The sequence below is a fragment of the Mycolicibacterium septicum DSM 44393 genome (assembly GCF_000455325.1).
Classification (GTDB): Bacteria; Actinomycetota; Actinomycetes; order Mycobacteriales; family Mycobacteriaceae; genus Mycobacterium; species Mycobacterium septicum.
In genome coordinates, this window is the sequence record NZ_HG322951.1 from 1,308,536 (window position 1) to 1,331,854 (window position 23,319).

23 protein-coding genes and 2 pseudogenes are annotated in these 23,319 nt (G+C 67.1%); 14 read left to right on the top strand and 11 right to left on the bottom strand.

All coding sequences use genetic code 11. From position 1 onward, the window contains the following. Positions 1-258: pseudogene (locus TX88_RS34950) on the bottom strand (ABC transporter permease); the annotation flags it as partial. Positions 259-356: 98 nt separating this feature from the next. On the opposite strand from TX88_RS34950, the pseudogene TX88_RS33170 reads away from it, so the two are divergent. After that, positions 357-971 (top strand): annotated as a pseudogene (locus TX88_RS33170) (TetR/AcrR family transcriptional regulator); the annotation flags it as partial. Positions 972-991: 20 nt separating this feature from the next. Here TX88_RS33170 and TX88_RS34175 read toward each other — a convergent pair. From TX88_RS34175 to TX88_RS05965, 4 genes are read right to left on the bottom strand one after another with little or no spacing between them, the layout of a single operon-like run. Beyond that, entirely contained in the window at positions 992-1,525 is a 534-nt protein-coding gene (locus TX88_RS34175; protein WP_049924859.1) for a hypothetical protein, read from the bottom strand. A gap of 3 nt (positions 1,526-1,528) precedes the next feature. Continuing rightward, complete coding sequence (locus TX88_RS05955; protein WP_044515368.1) at positions 1,529-2,152, bottom strand: CYTH domain-containing protein; 624 nt, start codon at positions 2,150-2,152, stop codon at positions 1,529-1,531. A gap of 37 nt (positions 2,153-2,189) precedes the next feature. Beyond that, complete coding sequence (locus tag TX88_RS05960) at positions 2,190-2,858, bottom strand: GAP family protein (protein WP_044515370.1); 669 nt, start codon at positions 2,856-2,858, stop codon at positions 2,190-2,192. Between the two features lie 19 nt (positions 2,859-2,877). Continuing rightward, on the bottom strand, positions 2,878-4,071 hold the full coding sequence (locus TX88_RS05965; RefSeq protein ID WP_044515371.1) for a macrolide family glycosyltransferase: 1,194 nt from the start codon (positions 4,069-4,071) through the stop codon (positions 2,878-2,880). A 132-nt stretch (positions 4,072-4,203) separates the two neighbouring features. Between TX88_RS05965 and clpB the strand changes: the two genes are divergently transcribed. Together clpB and TX88_RS05975 are read left to right on the top strand one after the other, a co-directional pair. Next, positions 4,204-6,750 carry an ATP-dependent chaperone ClpB gene (gene clpB, locus TX88_RS05970; protein WP_044515373.1) on the top strand — a complete coding sequence of 849 codons (2,547 nt, stop codon included), beginning with the start codon at positions 4,204-4,206 and terminating at the stop codon, positions 6,748-6,750. A gap of 103 nt (positions 6,751-6,853) precedes the next feature. Further along, positions 6,854-8,200, top strand: coding sequence for an alpha/beta hydrolase domain-containing protein (locus TX88_RS05975; RefSeq protein ID WP_044515374.1), 1,347 nt, complete (start codon positions 6,854-6,856; stop codon positions 8,198-8,200). Here TX88_RS05975 and TX88_RS05980 read toward each other — a convergent pair. Both TX88_RS05980 and TX88_RS05985 read right to left on the bottom strand, forming a co-directional pair. Continuing rightward, positions 8,190-9,269 carry an NAD(P)H-dependent amine dehydrogenase family protein gene (locus tag TX88_RS05980; RefSeq protein WP_044515376.1) on the bottom strand — a complete coding sequence of 360 codons (1,080 nt, stop codon included), beginning with the start codon at positions 9,267-9,269 and terminating at the stop codon, positions 8,190-8,192. The two genes, TX88_RS05975 and TX88_RS05980, sit on opposite strands and share 11 nt — an antisense overlap. Beyond that, positions 9,266-10,297, bottom strand: a complete 1,032-nt coding sequence (locus TX88_RS05985) for an aromatic ring-hydroxylating dioxygenase subunit alpha (protein WP_044515378.1) — start codon at positions 10,295-10,297, stop codon at positions 9,266-9,268. Before TX88_RS05985 ends, TX88_RS05980 begins: the two co-directional genes overlap by 4 nt. A gap of 69 nt (positions 10,298-10,366) precedes the next feature. Between TX88_RS05985 and TX88_RS05990 the strand changes: the two genes are divergently transcribed. From TX88_RS05990 to TX88_RS06010, 5 genes are read left to right on the top strand one after another with little or no spacing between them, the layout of a single operon-like run. Continuing rightward, positions 10,367-11,005, top strand: coding sequence for a TetR/AcrR family transcriptional regulator (locus TX88_RS05990; RefSeq protein WP_044515379.1), 639 nt, complete (start codon positions 10,367-10,369; stop codon positions 11,003-11,005). Positions 11,006-11,064: 59 nt separating this feature from the next. After that, positions 11,065-11,931 carry a trehalose monomycolate transport factor TtfA gene (gene ttfA / locus TX88_RS05995; RefSeq protein WP_044515380.1) on the top strand — a complete coding sequence of 289 codons (867 nt, stop codon included), beginning with the start codon at positions 11,065-11,067 and terminating at the stop codon, positions 11,929-11,931. Positions 11,932-11,965: 34 nt separating this feature from the next. Further along, positions 11,966-12,742 carry an SDR family NAD(P)-dependent oxidoreductase gene (locus tag TX88_RS06000; RefSeq protein ID WP_044515382.1) on the top strand — a complete coding sequence of 259 codons (777 nt, stop codon included), beginning with the start codon at positions 11,966-11,968 and terminating at the stop codon, positions 12,740-12,742. Between the two features lie 18 nt (positions 12,743-12,760). Further along, positions 12,761-13,651, top strand: coding sequence for a hypothetical protein (locus TX88_RS06005; RefSeq protein WP_044515383.1), 891 nt, complete (start codon positions 12,761-12,763; stop codon positions 13,649-13,651). Further along, positions 13,644-14,297, top strand: a complete 654-nt coding sequence (locus TX88_RS06010) for a TrmH family RNA methyltransferase (protein WP_044515384.1) — start codon at positions 13,644-13,646, stop codon at positions 14,295-14,297. Before TX88_RS06005 ends, TX88_RS06010 begins: the two co-directional genes overlap by 8 nt. On the opposite strand, the gene TX88_RS06015 is transcribed toward TX88_RS06010, so the two are convergent. The 3 genes from TX88_RS06015 to cynR all read right to left on the bottom strand — a co-directional run bounded on the left by TX88_RS06015 (position 14,283) and on the right by cynR (position 16,277). Beyond that, positions 14,283-14,792 carry a nucleoside deaminase gene (locus tag TX88_RS06015; RefSeq protein WP_044515385.1) on the bottom strand — a complete coding sequence of 170 codons (510 nt, stop codon included), beginning with the start codon at positions 14,790-14,792 and terminating at the stop codon, positions 14,283-14,285. The genes TX88_RS06010 and TX88_RS06015 overlap by 15 nt on opposite strands. Positions 14,793-14,817: 25 nt before the next feature. Further along, positions 14,818-15,288 carry a cyanase gene (cynS, locus tag TX88_RS06020; protein ID WP_044515386.1) on the bottom strand — a complete coding sequence of 157 codons (471 nt, stop codon included), beginning with the start codon at positions 15,286-15,288 and terminating at the stop codon, positions 14,818-14,820. Between the two features lie 98 nt (positions 15,289-15,386). Further along, positions 15,387-16,277: a transcriptional regulator CynR gene (gene cynR / locus TX88_RS06025; RefSeq protein WP_044515387.1), complete on the bottom strand. Its 891-nt coding sequence runs from the start codon at positions 16,275-16,277 to the stop codon at positions 15,387-15,389. Positions 16,278-16,405: 128 nt separating this feature from the next. Between cynR and TX88_RS06030 the strand changes: the two genes are divergently transcribed. The 3 genes from TX88_RS06030 (at position 16,406) to TX88_RS06040 (ending at position 19,706) form a co-directional block, all read left to right on the top strand. Continuing rightward, positions 16,406-17,611, top strand: a complete 1,206-nt coding sequence (locus tag TX88_RS06030) for an amidohydrolase family protein (RefSeq protein WP_044515388.1) — start codon at positions 16,406-16,408, stop codon at positions 17,609-17,611. Between the two features lie 70 nt (positions 17,612-17,681). Then, a complete protein-coding gene (locus tag TX88_RS06035; protein WP_044515389.1) occupies positions 17,682-18,794 on the top strand; it encodes a glycoside hydrolase family 76 protein in 1,113 nt (370 codons plus the stop codon). Between the two features lie 3 nt (positions 18,795-18,797). Next, positions 18,798-19,706, top strand: coding sequence for an LLM class F420-dependent oxidoreductase (locus TX88_RS06040; protein ID WP_044515390.1), 909 nt, complete (start codon positions 18,798-18,800; stop codon positions 19,704-19,706). A gap of 103 nt (positions 19,707-19,809) precedes the next feature. Here TX88_RS06040 and TX88_RS06045 read toward each other — a convergent pair whose 3' ends face one another. Continuing rightward, positions 19,810-20,766, bottom strand: coding sequence for a LysR family transcriptional regulator (locus TX88_RS06045; protein WP_044515391.1), 957 nt, complete (start codon positions 20,764-20,766; stop codon positions 19,810-19,812). A gap of 41 nt (positions 20,767-20,807) precedes the next feature. Here TX88_RS06045 and TX88_RS06050 point away from each other — a divergent pair, with 41 nt between their 5' ends. The 3 genes from TX88_RS06050 to TX88_RS06060 are packed head-to-tail and all read left to right on the top strand — an operon-like array spanning position 20,808 to position 23,319. After that, positions 20,808-21,203 carry a nuclear transport factor 2 family protein gene (locus tag TX88_RS06050; protein WP_044515393.1) on the top strand — a complete coding sequence of 132 codons (396 nt, stop codon included), beginning with the start codon at positions 20,808-20,810 and terminating at the stop codon, positions 21,201-21,203. 9 nt (positions 21,204-21,212) lie between these two features. Further along, a complete protein-coding gene (locus TX88_RS06055) occupies positions 21,213-22,361 on the top strand; it encodes an XdhC family protein (RefSeq protein WP_044515394.1) in 1,149 nt (382 codons plus the stop codon). 55 nt (positions 22,362-22,416) lie between these two features. Further along, positions 22,417-23,319: an FAD binding domain-containing protein gene (locus TX88_RS06060; protein WP_044515395.1), complete on the top strand. Its 903-nt coding sequence runs from the start codon at positions 22,417-22,419 to the stop codon at positions 23,317-23,319.

Below are 23,319 nucleotides of genomic sequence, written 5' to 3' on the forward strand. Positions count from 1 at the left end.
GTAGTAGGTCACCGAGAATGCGCCCGGGGCCTGCTGTTGGAGGCGCTCGGCGATCTGGCTGGTGGCGGCCTGGGGCCCGGCGGCGCCGATCGGGACGTCGTGCGGCTTGGAACGTGACGCCGGTAGGGCGAACGCGATGGCCACGATGGCGATCGTGATGGTCAACACGGCGACGATGCCCGCGGCGCGCAGTGCGGCGGGCGGTTCGTGTTCGGGTGCTGCGTGGTGGGCGGGCGCGGCGGTCTGTGTCGAGAGCATGTTCCCTCTTTTCATCCGACGTTGAATTAATCGGTTGAGATGAGGGTAAGCCTGATGAGCCCAGTTTTCAACAGCCATTGAAATGATAGTGTCGATGTATGGCTTCACCTGGGAAAACTGCTACGCGGCGCGGGCGCCGCCAGGGCGACCCGGTCTCCCGCGACGCTGTGCTGGCGGCGGCCAAGCAGCGCTTCGCGGCCGAGGGATACGAGAAGACGACGCTGCGGGCAATTGCCTCGGACGCGCACGTCGACGCATCGATGGTGCTCTACCTGTTCGGGTCGAAGGCCGACCTCTTCCGGGAATCGCTGCGGCTGATCCTGGACCCCGACGTACTGGTGGCTGCCCTGGAAGGGCCGGCCGACAAGATCGGTGAGCGCATGGTGCGCGTCTACCTGAAGATGTGGGAATCGCCGGACACCGCAGCCAGCATGCGGGTCATGCTCCAATCGGCGACATCGAATTCCGATGCGCACGTGGCATTTCGAACGTTCATGCAGGACTACGTGCTCGCGGCGGTGTCAGGCGTGCTGGGCGGTGGCGAGCAGGCCCGGTTGCGGGCCATGCTCGCCGCATCGAGCCTGGTGGGTACCGCGATGCTGCGCTACGTGATGGCGGTCCCGCCGATGGCGACGCTCGACGGCGAAGACATCGTGCGATTGCTGGCACCGACGGTGACCCGCTACCTCACCGCCGATGCGGCCGAGCTGGGGGCTGCCCGACCTGTAGGTGGTCAGTGCGCCTGGTCGGAGTGCCGCGCGATAAGTGCGAGTTCGGCCTCACCGGCCTGTTCGGGGGTGGCGAACGGCATGTTCGTACCCACGAAATCCCGAGCTTCACGGAAATCCATGCCCTGCTCTACGAGCATGTTCACCACACCGATGTGCACCACGGCCGTCGCGCGCTTGGCGGCCACGCCGGCCACGACGCGGATTTCGTCGGCCAGCTGAGCCTCGGTCAGGGTGGTCACCCTCGGGTCCAGGTCCACCTGGGCGACGGAGCCGTTGAGATAGGCCGTCACGGCGACTGTGCCGGGCGGGTTGACGGCTTGGACCACCGGGATCTGGTCTTCGTCTTCAACCGAAGTCTCGGTGTCGATGGCGCCGAAGTCGTCGTCCTCGTCCTCCTCGACATCGTCGGGCGCGTAGTCCGGCAGGGCATCGAGACCGGACGCATCGTCATCGAGCGCTGGCGTATCGAAATCCAGTGCGTCGAGGCCGTTGCCGTCGTCGGCATCGTCCCAATCGTCGGGACCGTGAGGTGTCATGTGTCAACTGCCTTCGAACTGATTCCGGCCCAGAGTATCGACGAAGGTGGGGCCGCGGTGTTCGAGCTCAGCCAGATATTCGCCGGCCCAGGTGCCGAATGGCCGGTGCGCCAGGTATTCATTACGGAACCGGTCGTCTTCGGACACCTCGGAAACGCAGAACGACGGAATTGCCAGATCGACCACGGGACTACCTCGCTCGACCTCCGACAGCAATAGTGGCGCGTTTCTGCCGAGGAACTGATCGATGATCCAGCCGTCCTCGCCGAGCCACATCGAATAACGGACTTTCGCGATGACGTGTTCGGATCGGCCGACGATCTGCGCCGCCACCAATGGATCGAGTTCGCGTTCGGCCTCGTAGCGAGTACCGCCGACGGCAGGGCCTTTGGCCGTCATGGTCCCCAGCGATTCCTCGCCCAATGTCACCACGAGTTCGGCCGGGGTGGCATCCAATTCAGCGGGAGCCGGCCCCTGCACCCGGACACGCACCGCGTATCCGTCGGATGCGAACAGATACGCCTGCACGATCAGCGCAGGGGTGGGATCGGATGCCGCCGCCGCGGGCAATTCGCGGACAAAGAACTTCCGCTCGAATTCGAAATCACCGAAACCGGATTCGGACATGCGCACACCGTAGCCTGATCCGGACTGAATACGTCGCCTATAGAGCGTGAATTCCCTTGTAGAGCACGAGCAGGCCGATCACCACCAGAATCGCGGCAACCAAGACTGCGTGGTTGCGTTCCATCCATTCCTTCAGCCGGGCCAGTGCGGGGTCCAGTCGCTCGCCGGACACCGCGTACGCGAGGATCGGCAGGGCCACGGTCGACCCCGCGAACGCCACGAAGTACAGCCCTGCCGCCCAGACGCCCGGCTGACCGAGGCCTGCGCTGCCGATCGCCAAACCCGCTGCCACGCAGATGAACAGCACCTTGGGGTTCACCACGGTGAGCGCCAGGCCGGCGGCACCCGCCCGGGCCGGCGTGAGCTTGCTCAGGCTGGCCATCCACTTGGGGCTGTGCTCGGACTGTGCCCGGGTGAGAAAGCGGTACACACCGAAGATGATCAGCGCGACGCCCACCACGATGCGTAACCACGACGCCCACGTCGGTGGCTCGTCGAGCCGGCCGAACAGGCCGGAGATGCCGACGAAGATCGCCGTCAGCGCGGTCAGGCCGAGAAACCATCCGGCGAGAAAGGACAGGCCCGCGGGCCGGGGGCGCGGGGTGTGCAGCACCAGGACCGCCGGAATGATCGACAGCGGTGACAGCGCCACCACCAATGCCAGCGGGATGAGTTCGGCGAAAACCGAGCCCCAGCTTTCCGTCATGAGCAAAACCTAGCAACGCTCACCAGCGTCCGGCCGCGATGTCCTCAACTGCATCGGCGGCATGGCCCGGCCCGCCGTGGGCGTGGATCTCCTCGCGGATGGTGTCGAGGTTCAACCGGATCTGCTGATCGGCCGCCACGCCGAGTACGGCGTCGCGGATCGCGCCCACGCCGGGCAGATGGTCCGGCAGGTGACGGCCGACCCCGATGGTCTCCAATCGGGTGGCGTTGGCCGGCTGATCGACAGCCTGCGGAATCGCGACCATCGGCACCCCGAACCACCATCCCTCGGTGCACGAACCCATGCCGGCGTGAGTGATGAAACAGTCGGCCGATCGCAGCACTGCCGGTTGGGGAACGGATTCGTGCAGCTGAACCCAGTCAGGTACCGGACCCAGATCGCCGGCCTCGGCATGGCCGGTGGCCAGCACCAGCCGCCAACCGTGCCCGTCGAGTGCCTCGATCACGTTGCGGTACACGTCGGCTCGTTCGGTGTAGGCGGTACCGAAGGCCAGCAGGGCCAGCGGACCGTCTCCGGCCGGCGGGCTCCAATCGCCCGGATCCTCGCGTCGCGGGTCGATGCACGGTCCGACGAACCGGTAGCGATCGCCGACCCGGTCGGAGTTGCGTTGCATCACCCGCGGGATCAACACCAGACATCGCCGAGGTGCGCCGGTCACGTCGTCGAACGTCAATCGCGAGCGGGAATCGGTCAGCCAGTCGTCGAACGCCCGGCGGTAGGCCAGGCCGCTGGGGCTGCCGAGGATCGGGCCGAGGATCTCGGCCATGTCGTCGTGGTAGCCGTCCCAGGCCACCTCGCTGGGCGACAACTGCGCCGCGGGGACGCCCCAGTGGTCGGCGGCCACCGGGCCGGCCATGCCGCCGATGTCGTAGAGCACCAGGTCTGGCCGGTCGGCGTCGAGGGCGGCGTGGACCTGCGGCAGGACATGCACCGCCTCGTCGAAGAACATCCGCATGCCGGCCACCGGGTCGGCCTCGGCGAAGGATTCCGGCGCGCCGGGCGCCCCCGGCAGCACCGAGGTGCAGGTGATGACGTCGGCCCCGGTGGTCGCGACCAAACCGGCCAGATGGCCTCCGACCAGGTAACTCACCCGATGGCCGCGGCGTACCAGCTCGTGAATCACCGCCAGATGGGGATACATGTGGCTGGGTGCGGACGCGGCGACGACAGCGATGTGGGCGGGGGAGTGCATCTCGTCGAGTCTGCCCGGGAAAAATTTTTAAAGTTGAGCGGAACAGACTCAACCTTGACTACGTTGTACATCGCGACAAGCATTTTCCATGTAGCCGAAATGGCCGTGGACAGACATAGAAGGGGAGGTGTCGTGGACTCGTTCAACCCGACCACGAAGACCCAGGCGGCGCTGACCTCGGCGTTGCAGGCGGCCACCGCCGCAGGCAATCCACAGATCACACCCGCCCATTTGTTGATGGCGTTGCTGACGCAGAACGACGGTATCGCCGCACCACTGCTGGAGGCGGTCGGAGTCGAGCCCGCAACGATCCGCGCGGAAGCCGAGCGCATCATCGGCCGCCTGCCGAGCGCGAGTGGCTCGAGTTCGCAGCCGCAGCTGTCGCCCGAGTCGATCACCGCGATCACCACGGCGCAGCACCTCGCAACCGAGATGGACGACGAGTATGTGTCCACCGAGCACCTGATGGTCGGCCTGGCCACCGGGAGCTCCGATGTCGCCAAGCTGCTGACCAATCACGGCGCGTCGCCGCAGGCGCTGCGTGAGGCGTTCGTCAAGGTGCGCGGCAGTGCCCGGGTGACCAGCGCGGACCCCGAGGGCAGCTACCAGGCGCTGGAGAAGTACTCCACCGACCTGACCGCCGCCGCGCGTGAGGGCAAGCTCGATCCGGTCATCGGCCGCGACACCGAGATTCGTCGCGTCGTACAGGTATTGAGTCGGCGCACCAAGAACAACCCGGTGCTCATCGGCGAGCCCGGCGTCGGCAAGACCGCGATCGTCGAAGGCCTGGCCCAGCGCATCGTCGCGGGCGATGTGCCGGAAAGCCTGCGGGACAAGACCGTCATCAGCTTGGACCTCGGGTCCATGGTGGCCGGCGCCAAGTACCGCGGTGAGTTCGAGGAACGCCTCAAGGCCGTCCTCGACGACATCAAGAACTCGGCCGGCCAGGTCATCACGTTCATCGATGAGCTGCACACCATCGTCGGTGCCGGCGCCACCGGTGAGTCCGCGATGGACGCGGGCAACATGATCAAGCCCATGCTGGCCCGCGGCGAGCTGCGACTGGTCGGTGCGACCACCCTCGAGGAGTACCGGAAGTACATCGAGAAGGACGCCGCCCTGGAGCGCCGCTTTCAGCAGGTGCTCGTCGGCGAGCCGTCTGTCGAGGACACCGTCGGCATCCTGCGCGGCCTCAAGGACCGCTACGAGGTGCATCACGGCGTTCGCATCACCGACTCCGCGCTGGTCGCGGCGGCCACGTTGAGTGACCGCTACATCACCAGCCGGTTCCTGCCGGACAAGGCCATCGACCTGGTCGACGAGGCCGCGTCCCGGCTGCGCATGGAGATCGACTCCCGGCCCGTCGAGATCGACGAGGTCGAGCGGTTGGTCCGTCGTCTCGAGATCGAGGAGATGGCGCTGTCCAAGGAAGAGGACGACGCGTCGAAGGACCGGCTGGAGAAGCTGCGCGGTGAGCTGGCCGACTACAAGGAGAAGCTCGCGGAGCTCACCACTCGTTGGCAGAACGAGAAGGGCGCCATCGACATCGTCCGCGAATTCAAGGAGCAACTGGACACCTTGCGCGGCGAGGCCGACCGGGCCGAGCGCGACGGCGACCTGGCCAAGGCCGCAGAGCTGCGCTACGGGCGTATCCCCGAGGTCGAGAAGAAGCTCGACGCCGCACTGCCGGTGGCCGAGGCTCGCGAGAACGTGATGCTCAAGGAAGAGGTCGGCCCCGACGACATCGCCGATGTGGTCGAGGCATGGACCGGCATCCCCGCCGGGCGCATGCTCGAAGGCGAGACCGCCAAGCTGCTGCGCATGGAGGAGGAGCTGGGCAAGCGCGTCATCGGCCAGAAGGCGGCGGTGACCGCGGTGTCGGATGCGGTGCGCCGCAGCCGGGCCGGGGTGGCCGACCCCAACCGGCCGACGGGTTCGTTCATGTTCCTGGGCCCGACCGGTGTCGGTAAGACCGAGCTCGCGAAAGCGTTGGCGGAGTTCCTGTTCGACGACGAGCGCGCGATGGTCCGCATCGACATGAGCGAGTACGGCGAGAAGCACTCGGTGGCCCGCCTGGTCGGTGCGCCTCCGGGGTACATCGGCTACGACCAGGGTGGTCAGCTGACCGAGGCCGTGCGCCGGCGTCCGTACACGGTGGTCCTGTTCGACGAGATCGAGAAGGCGCACCCGGACGTGTTCGACGTGCTGCTGCAGGTGCTCGACGAGGGCCGGTTGACCGACGGCCAGGGCCGCACGGTCGACTTCCGCAACACGATCCTGATCCTGACCTCCAACCTGGGTGCCGGTGGCACCGAGGAACAGGTGATGGCCGCGGTGCGGGCGGCGTTCAAGCCGGAGTTCATCAACCGGCTCGACGACGTGATCATGTTCGACGCGCTCAACCCCGAAGAGCTGGTGTCGATCGTCGACATCCAGCTGCAACAGCTGCAGAAGCGGCTGGCGCAGCGCCGGCTCACCCTCGAGGTGTCGCTGCCCGCCAAGACCTGGCTGGCCGAGCGTGGTTTCGACCCGCTCTACGGTGCCCGTCCGCTGCGCCGCCTGGTGCAGCAGGCCATCGGCGACCAGCTGGCCAAGATGCTGCTGGCCGGCGAGGTGCACGACGGTGACGTGGTGCCGGTCAACGTCAGCGCGGACGGCGAAAGCCTCGTGCTGGGCTGATCCGGCCTGGCGAAAAGACGCAAAAGTGCCCAATTCCCATCGGAATTGGGCACTTTTGCTGGGGCATCTCCCTTTTGGGGACTGCTCGCGCAAAGATGGGCGGGTGGTCCCCTCCATCAAACCGGTCCCCGGTAAACCCAATCTGCTCCTCGGCGCCTACGACCTGGCCAACCTGGGTTACGGCGCCGAGGAGTTCTTCGTCTCCGGCACGGCCAGGTCCTATTCGGACACCGTGGCGTCCGAGGCGGACTACACGACCCGCATCGTCGTCATGTCGCCCCAGGATGCGGCGAAGTCCAACGGCACCGTCCTCGTCGAATGGCTGAATGTCAGCGGCGGCATCGACGCGCCCGCCGTCTGGTTCATGGCGCACCGCGAGATCGCCCGTGCGGGATACACCTACGTGGCGGTCTCGGTTCAGCAGGTGGGCATCGAGGGCGGGACGAGCCTTGTCGGCGCCGAGATGTCGTTGAAAGCGCAAGACCCACAGCGCTATCGCGAGCTACACCACCCGGGAGACCCCTTCGCCTACGACATCTTCACCCAGATCGGACGTCTGATCCGCGAGGGTGCGGTCGACGGTCTGCGTCCGGAGACCGTTCTGGCGGTGGGTGAGTCGCAATCGGCGATGTTTCTGACCACGTATGTCAATGATGTCGATCCCGAGGCTGCTGTCTTCGATGGCTTCCTGGTCCACTCGAGGTTCGGCGCCGCTGCCTCGCTCGACGCAGCCAGCGCACTCAACGAGTCACATCCGGTGCCGTTCCGGGATGACGTGCGGGTTCCGGTCCTCACGGTGCTCACGGAAACCGACGTGGTGGACGGCCATCTGCCCGGCTATCACCGGGCGAGACGGCCAGATGCCGCCAACTTCCGGGCCTGGGAGGTGCCCGGTACCGCCCACGCAGACAACTACACCATCCGGGTCGGCTTCATCGACGACGGAACCACTCCGCTGGCCGACATCGTCGCGGCGTATGCACCCACCGATGAGTTGATGGGCACACAACTGTCCTACTTCGTCAATTTCGCCCCGCAGCACCACTACGTGCTGCAGGCCGCGGTCGCAGGCCTCACCCGCTGGGTCCGTGTGGGCCAGGCGCCGATGTCGATACCACCTCTGGCGTTGACCGACGTCGAACCGGTCCGGTTTGCCTTGGACGCGAACGGGATCGCCGAGGGCGGAGTCCGCACGCCATGGGTCGATGTCCCGATCGCGCGGACGTCCGGACTCGCGAAGGACGAAAGCCCCATGTCCTTCCTGTTCGGGTCCGGCGAGCCCTTCGACGCCGCGAGGCTGTGCGAGCTCTACCCGGAGGGCATCGAGGTGTACCTCGACCGGTTCACCGAAGCACTCGACCGGACAATCGAAGCTGGGTTCCTTCTCCAGGCGGACCGCCCCGAGATTCTGAACCTTGCGGCCGCGATGTTTCCGGCCGTCAGATGTTGAACCGGCCGGCGAATCCGCGCAGCGGCACGTCGGCGCTCGTCAGCAGCCCCGGCGGTGCCTTGACCACCGAGGCGATGGCATTGAGTGCGGGCAGCCCGGTCACCGTCATGCCGATCGAGGCGAACGAGTCCGGATCGGACAGGTCCACACCGGGTTTCGGGAAGATCATGTGCTTGTTGTAGACGCACGGATCACCCTTGATCTGGGTGATGTAGCAGCCCTTGATGTCCCAGCTCGGATCGGTGTGCGGGGTCATCTGCCATTCCAGGTGGGTCTCGACGCGCGGCACTCCGTCGACGATGCCCTGGTACTTGATGTAGTTGCCGCCCAGCGATCCCTTCGGCAGGGTGTACCAGCCCAGGTCGACATCCTTGGTGCAGGCGCCGAGTTCGTAGGTGAACTTGACCTCGTCGAGTTCCAGCCCGAAGCAGTCGGCCATCATCAGCACGCTGTCGGCGAACACCCGGGTGTACTTCTCCAACTTGGACGGGATGGACGGATCGTCGACGGGCAGGCCATAGCCGACCTCGATCCAGGTGTCCTTGCTGTGATGGCATGACACGTCGACGGATTCGATGGTGGTGACGTTCTCGATCTCGGCGACGTCGGCCGAGCACACCACGCCGAGGATCTGGTTCACGCCGGGGTTCATGCCGGTGCCGTAGAACGTCGAGGAGCCCTTGGCGCAGGCCTCGGCCAGCAGCTGGGACACCGGCTTGCCGGAGGGATGCGGGTGGTTGGTGTCCCGGTGCCAGCCGGTGATCCAGTCCGCCGTGGTGACGATGTTGATGCCGGCCTCAAGGACTTTCACGTAGAGGTCCTCATCCGGAAAGACGCCATGGAACGTCAATACGTCCGGCTTGGCCGCGATGATCTCCTCGATCGACCCTGTCGCCGTCACCCCGATCGGATCGATGCCGGCGATCTCACCCGCGTCTCGGCCGACCTTTTCCGGTGTGTAGCAGTGCAATCCGATGAGTTCGAGGTCGGGTCGCTTGCCGATGCGCTTGATCATCTCGGTGCCGACGTTGCCGGTCGCCACCTGGAATACGCGGATCTTCTCGGTCATATGGTGTCTGCCTTCCTGGTAAGCGCGAGGTCTGCGGCACTACCGCCCCGACCGTCTGGATAGAACTGCATGGCCCACTTGCGGATTGCGGTGAAGCCCTCGTACTCGGCGGTGGCCAGCGCCGGAGGGTCGGAGTAGCGCTGGTGCGACCAGATGTGGATGTCCTGGGTGAACTGACGGATCACCTCGTCGCCGAACTCGGTGGCTCGCTGGGCGGCTCGGGGAGTGTCCTTGCCGGGGGTTCGGCCGATGTAGACCATGAACCGCACGTCGGAGGTGGATTCGTCGACCGGGGTGACCGCCGAGATGGTGCGGTTGTCGATCATTCCCCAGCTCTTGGTCACCGCGATGCCCAGACCGCCGTTGATCGCCTCGACGCCGCTGCGCACGTCGTCGATCGACTGTTGATCGTCGCCCTCGAACGTGATGGTGAAGTCGACGTAGGAGATCGGTGCGGCGAAGTCGTGGCGGGTGAACACCGGCACGATCGGGGTCTGGTGCACGAACTTGAAGTGCGCGAAGTCGACGCCGTTCTCCAGCACATACTGCGGATGCAGCTCGAGGCCTTCGCGGAACAACCTCTGCTGGGGGTAGTAGTCGGCGGCGCTGCTGCCGTCGGCGAACGACGCGAACACATCCGGTGCGTCGAAGAACGGCTCCCGCCCCTCGATGTCGTGCCAGATATAGATGATCTCGTTGAGTTCGGCCACGGGGTAGGTGCGCATCCGGCGGCCGCGGTTGGGCCGGTCCTGGTACGGGATGCAGACGTTGCGGCCCTCGGCATTCCACTGCCAGCCGTGGAACGGGCACTGGATCACCTCGCCGACCACCTGGCCGCCGAACCCCAGGTGGGCACCCAGGTGCTCGCAGAAGGCGTTCATCACGGTCACCTGCCCGGATTCCGAGCGCCAGGCGACCATCTCCTCGCCGAAGTACTTCATCGCATGTACAGCCCCGACGCCGACCTGGTCTGACCAGGCGACTTGGAACCATCCCGTCGGTTTCATCGACAACGGTGGTTTGGCCATGACGCGAATCGTAGGAGGTTCTGTGAAACTTTGGAAGAGGGTTCTGTGAAATTGAGGTAATCTCCTGAGATGACCGAGGTGAGCGCGCGCCGCACCAACCGGCGCGGCGAGGCCACCCGGGAGAGCATGCTGGAGGCCGCGCGCAAGGCCCTGGCCACCGGAGACCCGGGAGCGGTCTCGGCCAACCGGATCGCCAAGGACATAGGTGCCACCTGGGGCGCGGTGAAGTACCAGTTCGGTGACATCGACGGGTTCTGGGCCGCCGTGCTGCAGCGCACCGCGGAACGCCGTGCCGGATTGTTCAGCCACCACGACAGCGCTGCCTCGTTGCGTCAACGCGTCGCCGCCATCATCGACCTGCTCTATGACGGGTTGACCGCCGGGGATTCGCGGGCGATCGAGAATCTGCGCGCGGCACTGCCGCGGGACCCGGCCGAACTCGAACGGCTCTACCCGAAGACCGCCGCGGAGCTGTCGTCCTGGGGTCAAGGCTGGCTACATACCTGTCAGCAGGCCTTCGCCGGCCTCGGCGTCGATCCCGAACGGGTGCGAGAGGTCGCCGCATTCATCCCCGGCGCGATGCGGGGCATCACCTCCGAGCGTCAACTCGGCAGCTTCATCGACCTCGACGTGGCACGGCGGGGACTCACGAACGCGATCGTCACGTACCTCGAGGAGTCCCGGTTACGGCCCTCTGATCACCAGTAACCGGGTTGTGACCTCACAAGGTGGGGGCATTCCCGCCGTCAACAAGTAGGCTATGCCCGATGGTCCCGCTCTGGTTCACGCTGTCCGCACTCTGTTTCGTGGGTGCGGCCGTATTGCTGTACGTCGACATCGACCGTCGACGTGGGTTGGGACGGCGCCGTAAGTCGTGGGCGAAGTCGCATGGCTTCGATTACGAGCACGAGTCGCACGAGATCCTCAAGCGCTGGAAGCGCGGGGTGATGTCGACCGTCGGTGACGTCACGGCCAAGAACGTCGTGCTCGGCCAGATCCGTGGCGAGGCGGTGTTCATCTTTGACATCGAAGAAGTGGCAACGGTGATCGCGCTGCACCGCAAGGTCGGCACGAACGTCGTCGTCGATCTGCGACTCAAGGGCATCAAGGAGCCCCGGGAGAGCGACATCTGGCTGCTCGGCGCGATCGGTCCGCGGATGGTGTACTCCACCAACCTCGATGCCGCTCGTCGCGCCTGCGACCGCCGGATGGTCACGTTCGCCCACACCGCTCCCGATTGCGCCGAGATCATGTGGAACGAGCAGAACTGGACGCTCGTCAGCATGCCGGTCACGAGTACCCGCGCCCAATGGGACGAGGGGCTGCGCACTGTGCGTCAGTTCAACGACCTGCTGCGGGTTCTGCCGCCGATGCCGCAGAACGGTGTGGCACCGCAGTCGGGTCAGGGCAGCCAAGCTGCGCTGGCGCGTCGCGCCGGATCGCCCAGCCGCCCGTTGGCGCCGACGCCCGCCGGGCGCCGGGAGCTGCCTCCGGGCCGGGCCGATGCGGCACCCGGGCGTGGTGACGTCAGCCGCTACACCCAGCCGCGCCAGGAGCCGGGCCGTCCGGATGCGGTCCGCAGGACCCCGCCGCCGGCACGCAACGGCCGTCACGCACCGCACTACCAGCGCTAGCCTGCGCATCAGAACAGTTCAGTAGCCTGTCGGCATGCCTCGCCCCGTTGCGCTGATCACTGGACCGACCTCAGGGCTCGGCGCCGGGTTCGCCCGCCGGTACGCGCGGGACGGCTACGACCTCGTCCTCGTGGCGCGTGACGCCGGACGGCTGGAGCAACTCGCCGCCGAACTGCACGACGAGGCCGGCGCAGCAGTCGAGGTGCTTCCCGCGGACCTGGCATGCGCCCCCGACCGGGCCAAGGTCGCCGACCGGTTGCGAGCCGGGGTGCAGGTATTGGTGAACAACGCCGGCTTCGGCACATCGGGTGAGTTCTGGACCGCCGATCTCGCGCAGCTGCAGGCCCAACTGGACGTCAACGTCACCGCCGTGATGGAGCTGACGCACGCCGCGCTGCCGGCGATGATCGAGGCGGGTGGCGGCACCGTCATCAACGTGGCCAGTGTCGCCGGGCTGGTTCCCGGTCGCGGATCGACGTATTCGGCCTCCAAGGCCTGGGTCGTCTCGTTCAGCGAGGGGCTGGCCAATGGGCTGGGCGGCACCGGGGTCGGCGTGCATGCGCTGTGCCCGGGTTTCGTCCACACCGAGTTTCATGCCCGCGCGGGCATCGACATGGCGGGCACACCGTCGTTCCTGTGGCTGCAGGTCGAGGACGTGGTGCGGGACTGCCTGGCCGACGTGGCCGCAGGCAAGGTGGTCATCGTGCCGGGCCTGCAGTATAAGGTGCTCACCACCGGGGGCCGGATGGCTCCGCGAAACCTGGTGCGCGCCATGACAAAAGCAGTGGGAAAAGGTCGTGGGAGAACTTAGATCAGAACTGACGTGGCAGTGCGGGCGCTGATCGCGGCGGTGATGGCGATACTTCTCGTTGTCACCGCGGGCTGCGCATCCGATCAACCGGGACGCACGTATGAAGCGTCGACCGCCGAGCTCGGGGAATCGTTGGACATCCTCGGCTGGCACCTGAAGGTGTCGGACCTGAGGTTCGACACCGAACACGTACTGGTCGACGTCGAGGGCTCCGCTTCGGGGGATGCCCACGCCAAGCCTGAGGACATCCGGTTCGGTCTGTACGGCGCCCTGGCGCATCCGATCGAGGCCGACGCGCTGCACGGCTGCGACGACATCACCAGCCTGGGGATCAGGCCGTTGTCGGCGACGGCGCCCGACAAGCTCAGCGGCACAGTCTGCTTGGGGCCGCAGCGGGACCAGAGCCAGGTACGCGGCGTGTACGTGTATTCGCCCCGCGAGCGCATCGCCGGCACCACCATCGCCTACCCGGCCGCTTTCCCGGTCGGGGTACTGCCCACCAGTGTGAACGACGCCGGAGTCACCCTCAAGTCCACCAGCGTGGACGCGTTCAGCGCCGACGGCAGCCAACTGGCACCGGCCGCACTGGGCGACCCCAGCGCCTTCAACGGCAAGGGCTACATGCTCATCGGTCTCGAAATCGATGGTGCGGCAAAACGTTACGCGGACGATGCGGCGGCTCGTGGCGGGCCGCTCATGGTGGTGGCCGGCCCGTCGCTGCCGCCGCCGGGGCTCAGCCATGCCTGTGCGGTGTACGGCTCTTCGGTGCTGATCCTGCCGGAGGCCTCGCGTGAGGCCGTCAACCTGCGCGCATCGCTGTGTACGCAGGGGGAGATGAACGCGGCACTGCTGTACGCCTCGGTCTCGGTGATCGGTACGCACGCCGCCCTGTGGACCACCGGTGGCTGAGGCCGTCGGCCCCACCGAGTGGGGCGAGTCCCCGGGCGTGGGGCCCTGGGAAGGGCCGTTGCCCTCCGGGGATGAAGCCGCGCGCTATGACGCCGCGCTGCTGCGCGACGGAGATACCCGCAATGTCGTTGATGCTTACCGGTATTGGACCCGGGAGGCGATCATCGCCGACATCGACCGGCGTCGGCACCCGCTGCACATCGCGATCGAGAATTTCGGCAACGACGCCAACATCGGCGCCGTGGTCCGCACCGCCAACGCTTTCGCCGTCGACACAGTGCACATCGTCGGGCGGCGCCGCTGGAACCGGCGGGGCGCCATGGTCACCGACCGTTATCAGCGGCTCTGCCACCATGACACCACCGCCGAATTGCTGTCCTTCGCCGCCGACGCCGGGCTGACCGTCGTCGCGGTGGACAACGTGCCCGGCGCTGTGCGGCTGGAACAGACCGAACTACCCCGCGACTGCCTGCTGATCTTCGGCCAGGAAGGCCCGGGCATCACCCCGGAGGCGCAGGCCGGCGCGGCCGTGACGGTGTCCATCGCGCAGTTCGGCTCGACCCGAAGCATCAACGCCGGTGTCGCTGCCGGAATCGTCATGCACGCGTGGATCACTCGCCACGCGGATTTCTCACGCGCCTGGTAGCGCGGTCGGAGCGCCGGCAACCCGGCGATCGCCGCCGTTGCGCTCCTGCCAGAGTCGGTAGACGTCGACGGCGGCGTCGCGGGGTTCGTACCGCATGGGCAGGCGCCGCTCGTTCCACGGCTTGGCGAACTCGTCGTAGAACGTGTTCAGCTCGAAGTACTTTCGATCGTCCACATAGTGCGGCTCATACGCGTCGCGGGTGGTCAGGAACACCACCTCGTCCGGCGAGCAGTAGTAGAGCGACCCCAGGCACATCGGGCAGGGCTGGGCCAGAATGTAGATCGTGGCGCCGGCCAGGTGTTCGGTGCCGAGCGTGGTGCACGCCTTGCGGATGGCCAGGATCTCCGCGTGTGCGGTCGGATCGTGGGTTTGGGCAACCAGGTTCGGGCTTTCGGCCAGGATTTCACCGTCTTTGACGATGACCGTTGCGAACGGGCGGCCACCTTCGGCCACGTTCTGGCGGGCGATGTCGATGGTGCGTTGCGCGAAGTCCATGGGGCCTCCTCTGCGTCAGGTGAAATCAGAACGGTTTGGTGGGAAGGTATTTGCCGTCCAGGGTGATGACGGCGCGTTCTCCGCCCTCGGGGTCGGCGACCTTGCGGACATCAAGCTTGAAGTTGATCGCGCTGATGATGCCGTCGCCGAACTGCTCGTGGACCAACGCCTTGAGCGTCGTGCCATAGACCTGCAGCATCTCGTAGAAGCGGTAGATCGTCGGGTCGGTGGGGACGCCACCGCGGATCGAGCCGCGGGTCGGGATGGTCTGGAGCAGCAACGCGGCGTCGTCGTCGAGTCCCAGCAGGGCGGCGACGGCCCGGGCCGACTGCGCGGGCAGTGCATGCTGGCCGAGCACGGCAGCGGTGACGAACGCCGGTGAGAGTTCGGCGGCGTCGGCGATCTGTTGCCAGGTGAGGTCCTTGCGGGTCTTGGCCTCGACTGCGGCGATGGCCAGCGCCTGACGGGCGGTCGGATCGAATTGGGCGTGCACCATGCTCGGCGTCCTTCTCTTGTGGGGGCTGTACCCACCACCTTGCGCGCCGAAAGCTATAGCGTCCAATACTTACTTTCCATAGGCGCCATAGATGCCACCTATGGATTCAGGTGTTCGGCGTAGCGCACCGCGATCGAGCTGAAAGCCCGCGCGGCCGCGGACTGATATCCCGCCGACCGGTGCAGGAGCACGACCTCCCGCGACGGTAGCGGGGGATCGGGCCGGATCGGATGAAGGTCGGCCCGCGCCTGCGTGATCGCGTCCGGCAGCACCGTGGCGAGCGTGCCGAGCCGGACGAACTCGATGAGCGCGCTGATGGAGTTCGCCTCGATCGCGATGTGTGGTGTCACGTGATGGGCGGCGAAGAACGCGTCGATGTAGTTGCGCGTGGCGAAGTCTCGGCTGAGCAAGGCCAACGGCTGAGCGGGCAGGTCCTCGATCGCGAAAGTCGCGACATCCGGATGGTGCGGATGGGCCGTGCCCACCACCAGGCTGAGCGTCTCGACGAAGAGCGCGGTCGCGGCGACGCCGGCGGTGTGGTGGCCGGTGAACGCGATGCCAAGGTCGATGCGGTCGTCGAGCAGGTCGGCCTCGATGAGGTCCTGGGTGGTCTCGATGACCGTGAGGGTGACGCCGGGGTGCTCGGCGTGGAACTGCCGCACCAGCGGACCGATGAGGTAGGCGGTGATGGTGGGCGTCATGGCTATCCGCAGATGTCCGCGGGTCAGGTCCTGCACGTCGTCGACGGCCCGGCGGGCGGCGTCGAGGCCCTGCAGGGCGAGACGTCCGTGCCCGGCGTATGCCTCGCCGGCGTCGGTGAGGCGCACGGTTCGGCCGGAGCGGTCCAGCAGCGTGGTGCCCAACTCACGTTCGAGCTGCTTGATCTGCTGCGACAGGGTGGGTTGCGACACATGGAGCGCTTCGGCGGCGCGCGTGAAGTTGCCGTGGTCGGCGACGGCGAGCAGGTAGCGGAGGTGGCGCAGCTCCATCCGTCCAATGTATAGGCAGCACCTATCGAAACGATGACATTTGCGACTTGGACACTATGGCTGGCCGTCGGCAGGGTTAGGGTCCAGACGAAACCCAAGAATCGGAGCACTTTCAGAATGGCCATGCGATGACTCCCCTGACGGTCGACGCGTTGATCGATGTCGCTCTGCCCGCCGGCCGCCGGGTCGACGTGACGCTGCGCGACGGCCGAATCGAGTCGATAGACGGCCACGGGCAAGCGGATTCGTCCGTCGCGGCTCCTGGGCGGCACGTCGTCGACTGCGGTGGCGCCCTGCTGCTGCCCGTATTCGTGGACGGCCACTGCCATCTGGACAAGACGTTCTGGGGCGCGCCGTGGCAACCGCACCGTTCGTCAGGGTCGTTACGTGAGCGCATTGCCGCCGAGCGCGCACTGCGCGCCGAGATCGGAGTTCCCGTCACGGTTCGGGCCACCGCGTTGGCCGAGCACATGGTCTCGCTGGGCACAGGTCACGTTCGCTCCCACGTCGACATCGACCCCGACGTGAAGCTCGCGGGCCTGCACGATCTGCTGGAGGTCCGGGAATCCCTGCGCGACAAGCTGAGTGTCCAACTGGTGGCGTTTCCGCAGAGCGGCGTCGTGACCGCCCCGGGCGTACCCGATCTGCTCGACGCGGCCCTGGCCGAGGGCGCCGATCTCATCGGCGGGCTCGACCCGGCGGGGTTCGACGGAGATGTCGACGGTCAGCTCGACGTCGTGTTCGGGCTGGCCGAGCGTCACGGCGCGGGCATCGACATTCACCTCCACGACGGCGGCGGCGTCGGCACCCGGCAACTCTCGGCGATCGCCGAGCGGACGAAATCCCTTGGGATGGGCGGCAAAGTGACCGTCAGCCATGCGTACTGCCTCGGGCAGATCGATGAGGGCGAGCTCGACAAGATCGCGGCTGCGCTGGCCGCCGCGGGAGTTGCGGTGATGACCAACGGCCCGGCCGGGACCATGCCGCCCGTGCTGCGATTGCGTGAACACGGTGTCCTGGTGTTCGCCGGCTCGGACAACATCCGCGATGCCTGGTGGTCCTACGGAACCGGCGACATGCTCGAACGAGCCACGATCATCGGCCTCGAAGGTGGCCTGATGACCGATGACGAGCTGGGGTTCGCGGCGTCACTGATCACCGACTCCGCCGCCACCGCCCTCGGACTCACCGATTACGGACTGCGGCCGGGTAACCGGGCTGACCTGGTGGTCGTCGCTGCGGCCAACTCCGCCGAAGCGGTGGCCGGGCATCCTGAACGCCTGCTGGTACTGCACGGCGGGCGGGTTGTGCACGTGGCGGATCAGCTGTCCTGACCACGCGAGGGGCGCGGAAACTGCTCGACATGCCGACAATTCGGCGGCCCGGTAAGGCAGGATCGTCAGCATGGATCAGCTATGGGCTAACCGTGCGGCCAGCGCCGAAGCTGCGATCACCCAACGGCACCTGACGAAGCTCTGGGGTCTGCCGGGCACCCAACTGGGTGTCGTGGCCTGGCCGGCGACCAAGAAGTACCGCAAGTTCGGAACCTGGCACTACTGGTGGCAGGCGCATCTCCTGGACACGCTGGTCGACGCCCAGGTGCGTGATCCGCAGCCCGAGCGGGTAACCCGCATCGAGCGGCAGATCCGGGGGCACCACATCCGAAACAACTTGTCGTGGACCAACAACTATTACGACGACATGGCCTGGCTGGCCTTGGCCCTCGAGCGGGCCGGGCGGCTGGTCGGCGTCGAGAAATCGCACGCACTCAAGAAGTTGTGCGCACAGTTCGTCGATGCCTGGGTGCCCGAGGACGGCGGCGGTATCCCGTGGCGCAAGCAGGATCAGTTCTTCAACGCCCCGGCCAACGGTCCGGCCGGGATCTTCCTGGCCCGGTATGACGACCGGTTGCGCCGGGCCCAGCAGATGGCCGACTGGATCGACGACACCCTGATCGACCCGGAGACCCACCTGGTGTTCGACGGCATCAAAGCCGGCTCGATGGTGCGGGCGCAGTACACCTACTGCCAGGGCGTGGTGCTCGGGCTGGAGGTCGAACTCGCGGTGCGTACCGAGGACACCCGGCACGCCGAGCGGGTGCGCCGCCTCGTGGCCGCGGTGGACAAGGAGATGGCCACCGACGGTGTCATCAAGGGCGCCGGTGGTGGTGACGGCGGGCTGTTCAACGGCGTCACGGCGCGGTATCTGGCGCTGGTGGCCAACACCCTTCCGGGGGATACGGCCGAGGATCAGGCCGCGCGGGAGACCGCCCGCTCGGTCGTTCTCAAATCCGCAAAGGCGGCTTGGGACAACCGGCAGACCGTCGATGGGCTGCCGCTGTTCGGCGCGTTCTGGGACCAGACCGCAGAGGTGCCGGGGGCCGAGGGCCAGCAGGCGCAGTTCGTCGACGGCGCGGTCAACGCCTCGGCGATCCCCGAACGTGATCTGTCGGTTCAGGTGTCGGGTTGGATGTTGATGGAGGCCGCGCACACGCTGGCCGCAGGCGATGAGGAGTAGGACTTGACCCAGGCACAGCGAGCCAGGATCGATTTTCCGTCCCGGATCGGGGTGTGGTGGGCCAGCGAAACCTGGTCGATGCCGGATGCGCAGGAGGTCGCCCGGGAGATCGAGGCACTCGGCTTCGGCTCGTTGTTCCTGCCCGAGGTCACCGGTAAGGAATGTCTGACGCAGTCGGCGGCTTTCCTGGCCGCGACTCAGCGTCTGGTGGTGGGCACCGGCATCGCCAACATCCATGTCCGGGTGCCGAGTGCGGCCGAGACCGGTGCGCGCACCCTCACGGCGCTGTATCCGGGCCGGTTCGTGCTCGGTCTCGGTGTCAGTCACGGGCCGTTGGTCGAACACGGTCTGGGCGGCGTCTACCAGAAACCGCTGGCCACCATGCGCGACTACCTGGACCGGATGGCCGCTGTCCCCGAACAGATCGAACCAGGCGTCGGCCGCCCGCCCCGCCTTTTGGCCGCACTGGGCCCGAAGATGATCGAGTTGTCCGGCACCCACGCCGACGGCGCCCACCCGTACCTGGTGATGCCCGAGCAGACCCGGGTCACCCGCGACATCCTCGGTCCGGAGAAGTGGATCGTCTCCGAACAGGCGGTGGCGATCGGATCGACCGATGACGATCAGCTCCGCCGCGCGCACGCTCACCTGGACGTCTACAGCGGTCTGCCGAACTACCGGAACTCGTGGCTGCGTCAGGGGTTTGACGAGTCCGATCTGGTGCGCGGTGGATCCGACCGGTTGGCCCGCGCGGTGGTGGGGATGGGGTCGGTCGACAGCGCGGCCAAGGCGGTGACGGCGCATCTGGACGCCGGCGCCGACCATGTCGTGCTGCAGGTGCTCGGTGACAACCCGATGGCGGACCCGCGCCCGGCGCTTCGTGAACTGGCCGGTGCACTCGGACTGAATTAGTCCGTGCGGCGGAACTGACGCGAAACTGCGTACAGATCGCGATCCGGCGGGAAATCACGATCTGTAGGCAGTCTCGACGCGCTGTACGCGGTCTCGAGCCGGCTCAGCTCCACAGGGTCACGTGCACCTTGGGCCGGAATCTGGTGACGCCCACCCCGGTTCCCCGGATCATGGCCTGCGTGCAGCGCGGGGTCGTGATGAACCGCACCAGTTCGGACACGGCCGGCTGACGGGCCGCCGCGGGCAGGGTCGACGCGAACCATTCCCCGGCGATCTGCAGGCCCGGGCCCTTGAGCTGGACGAGCCTGCCACTGGTCAGGTCGGCCGCCACGGCGAACCCGATCGTCGGCATCACCCCGCCGACCCGGTGCACCTCCTCCAGGGCGGCCGCATCGCTCTGGAAGATTCGCTGCCGGGCCTCGGGAATCGCGAGGTGCCGCAACATGGTTGCGATCTCACCGTCGACGCTGCCGCCGGAGGGCCCGAGCGTCCACTGCTGCTCCCGTAACTGAACCGGGCTCGGGGACCGTCCGGCCAATGGGCTGTCCGGAGTGGTCACCGTGATGATCTGGTACTTGAGGAATGCGCGCACCGCGAGCGTCGGATCATCGCCTCCCGGCGGCGGGCCCAGCGCGATGTCGATCGCGCGGGTGGCGATCAGGTCGGCGAAGCGGCCGGCCGGGTGGACACTGAGCTCGACCGAAAGATCGTCGGCGCGTGAGGAGAACAGCTCGATGAGTCCGGGCGCCGCGTGTTCGGCGAACGCGCTGGATGCCGCGATGCGCAACAGCCGCCGGCCGTGCGCGGCCTCGGTCACCTCGATGGCGGTCTGCTGCTGCAGGCCGAGGATCTCGACGGCGCGGCTGGCCAGGCGCAGACCACCCGGGGTGAAGGCCAGGCCGGCCGCGGACCTGGTGAACAGCGGATCGTCGAGTTCCTTGCGCAGCTGGGCGACGTGCATCGAGATCCCGGCGTCGGACATACCCAGTTCCTCGGCCGCGGCCCGCACCGAGCCCAGCCTCACGACCGCCGAAAACGCACGCAATTGCGCGGGTGTCACGATTGAAGCCTAGAACGCCTCCTGAGATCTACGCTCGGACAATGTTCTATCGGTGGTTGGTGCGGAAGCAGGCGATCGCACTCTGGGCGAAGCTCTCAGATCAGCGCATCGATGAGATACCGCTGGCCGAGGACGTGCATTTCCAATATCTGGGGGACCACGCACTGGCGGTGGATCTTCATGGCGCCGATGCGGAACGGGCATGGTTGCGCGACAGGTTCTTTCGGAGCTTTCCCGACATCCGGTTCGAAGTGGAGGCGATGGTCATCGAAGGCGGCCCCTGGTCGACTCGTATCGCCACCAGTTACGCCGCGACCCGGCATGGCCAAATCGTCTATCGCGGTGTCAACGTCGGCCGTGTCGTATGGGGCAAGGTCGTCGAGGAGCGGATCCTCCCCGACACCCAGGCGCTGGCCGCGGCACTCGGCACGTTCTAGATTGAAACCGTGAGGGATGTGCTGAGCACCTTGTTAGCGGTGTGGCGTGCCGGTGGCACCGCAGGTGTCGGGACTGTGGTGCGCACATTTCGGTCCGCACCGCGCCCCCCGGGTGCGGCGATGGTGGTCGCGCCCGACGGGACTGTCGCCGGGTCGGTGTCGGGCGGCTGCGTCGAGGGCGCGGTGTACGAACTGGCGACCGAGGTGATGGCGAGCGGTACCCCGGTGCTGCAGCGCTACGGCGTCAGCGACGACGACGCGTTCGAGGTCGGTCTCACCTGCGGCGGCATCCTCGATGTCTTCGTGGAACCGGTGTCTGAGAAGACGTTTCATCAGTTGAGCGACATCGCCGACGACATCGAGGCCCATCGTCCGGTCGCGGTGGCCACGGTCATCGCCCATCCCGACGCGTCGTGGGTCGGCAGGCGTCTGGTGGTGCATCGCGATGCGGTCGAGGGCTCGCTGGGGTCCCTGCGCGCCGATGCCGCGGTCACCGACGACGCTCGCGGGCTGCTGGCGGCCGGCCGCAGTGAGGTACTGACCTACGGTCCCGACGGTCAGCGCCGCGGTGAGGGCACGGAGGTCTTCGTCGCGAGCCACGCGCCGCGGCCCCGGATGCTGGTGTTCGGCGCGATCGACTTCGCGGCAGCCGTCGCCCAGCAGGGCGTGTTCCTGGGCTACCGCGTCACCGTGTGCGACGCCCGGCCGGTGTTCGCGACCTCCGCGCGGTTCCCGACCGCCGACGAGGTGGTGGTGGACTGGCCGCACCGGTACCTGGCGGCCCAGGCCGAGGCGGGGGCGATCGACGCCCGCACGGTGATCTGCGTGCTGACCCACGACCCCAAGTTCGACGTGCCATTGCTGGAGGTGGCGCTGCGGCTGCCCGAAGCCGCCTACATCGGTGCGATGGGGTCGCGGCGAACCCACGAGGACCGCGTGGCCCGCCTGCGAGATGCCGGGATGACCGAGGCCGAGCTGGCCAGGTTGTCCAGCCCGATCGGGCTGGACCTCGGCGGCCGGACTCCCGAGGAGACGGCGGTGTCCATCGCCGCCGAGATCATCGCCCAGCGCTGGGGAGGCGGCGGGCGGCCGCTGGCCCAGACCGACGGTCGCATCCACCATGAGCAGGGCGAACGTAGGGTGCAGCCGGCCAGTTAAGTAATCGCTTAACTGACTGTTGACGCCGAGGTAAGTCGGGTGTGAGCTGGCTCACATGCAAGTTCCCGGCCCTTTTGAGTACGAACGCGCCACCAGCGTCGACCACGCGGTCGGCTTGCTGGACCGGTTGGGCGAGGACGCCAGGATCGTCGCCGGTGGGCACAGCCTGCTGCCGATGATGAAGCTGCGCATCGCCAACCCCGAGTACCTCGTCGACATCAACGACCTCGCCGCCGAGCTCGGCTACATCTCTGTTTCGGGCGTCAGCTCCCCACTCCTGGTCCGCATCGGGGCGATGGCCCGGCACCGCCAGGTGCTGGAGTCGGATCAGTTGGCGGCGGTGTGCCCGATCTTCCGTGACGCCGAACGGGTGATCGCCGACCCCGTCGTGCGCAATCGGGGCACACTCGGCGGCTCGCTCTGCCAGGCCGACCCGGCCGAGGACCTGACCACCGTATGCAGGATTCTGTCGGCGGCATGCCTGGTCCACGGGCCGGCCGGCGATCGGGAGATCCCCATCGACGATTTCCTCGTGGGGCCCTACGAGACCGCGCTGGCTCACAACGAGATGCTGATCGAGGTGCGGATCCCGGTACGCCACCGCACCTCCAGTGCGTACGCGAAAGTCGAACGCCGCGTGGGGGACTGGGCAGTCACCGCCGCAGGAGCCCAGGTCACGCTGGACAACGGCTCGATCGCGGCGGCCCGCGTCGGCCTGACCGCGGTGAACGCCGACTGGGACGCGCTGCGTGCATTGTCGGATTCGTTGGTGGGCAAGCCCGCCGTCGAGGAGACCTTCGCCGACGCGGGTGCGGCCGCCGCGCAGGCCTGCGATCCGGTCAGCGACATGCGCGGCAGCGCCGACTACAAACGTCACCTGGCATCCGAACTGACCATCCGCACGCTGCGCACGTCCGTGGAGCGGATACGCAGCACCCCTGCGCTGGAAGGGAATTGA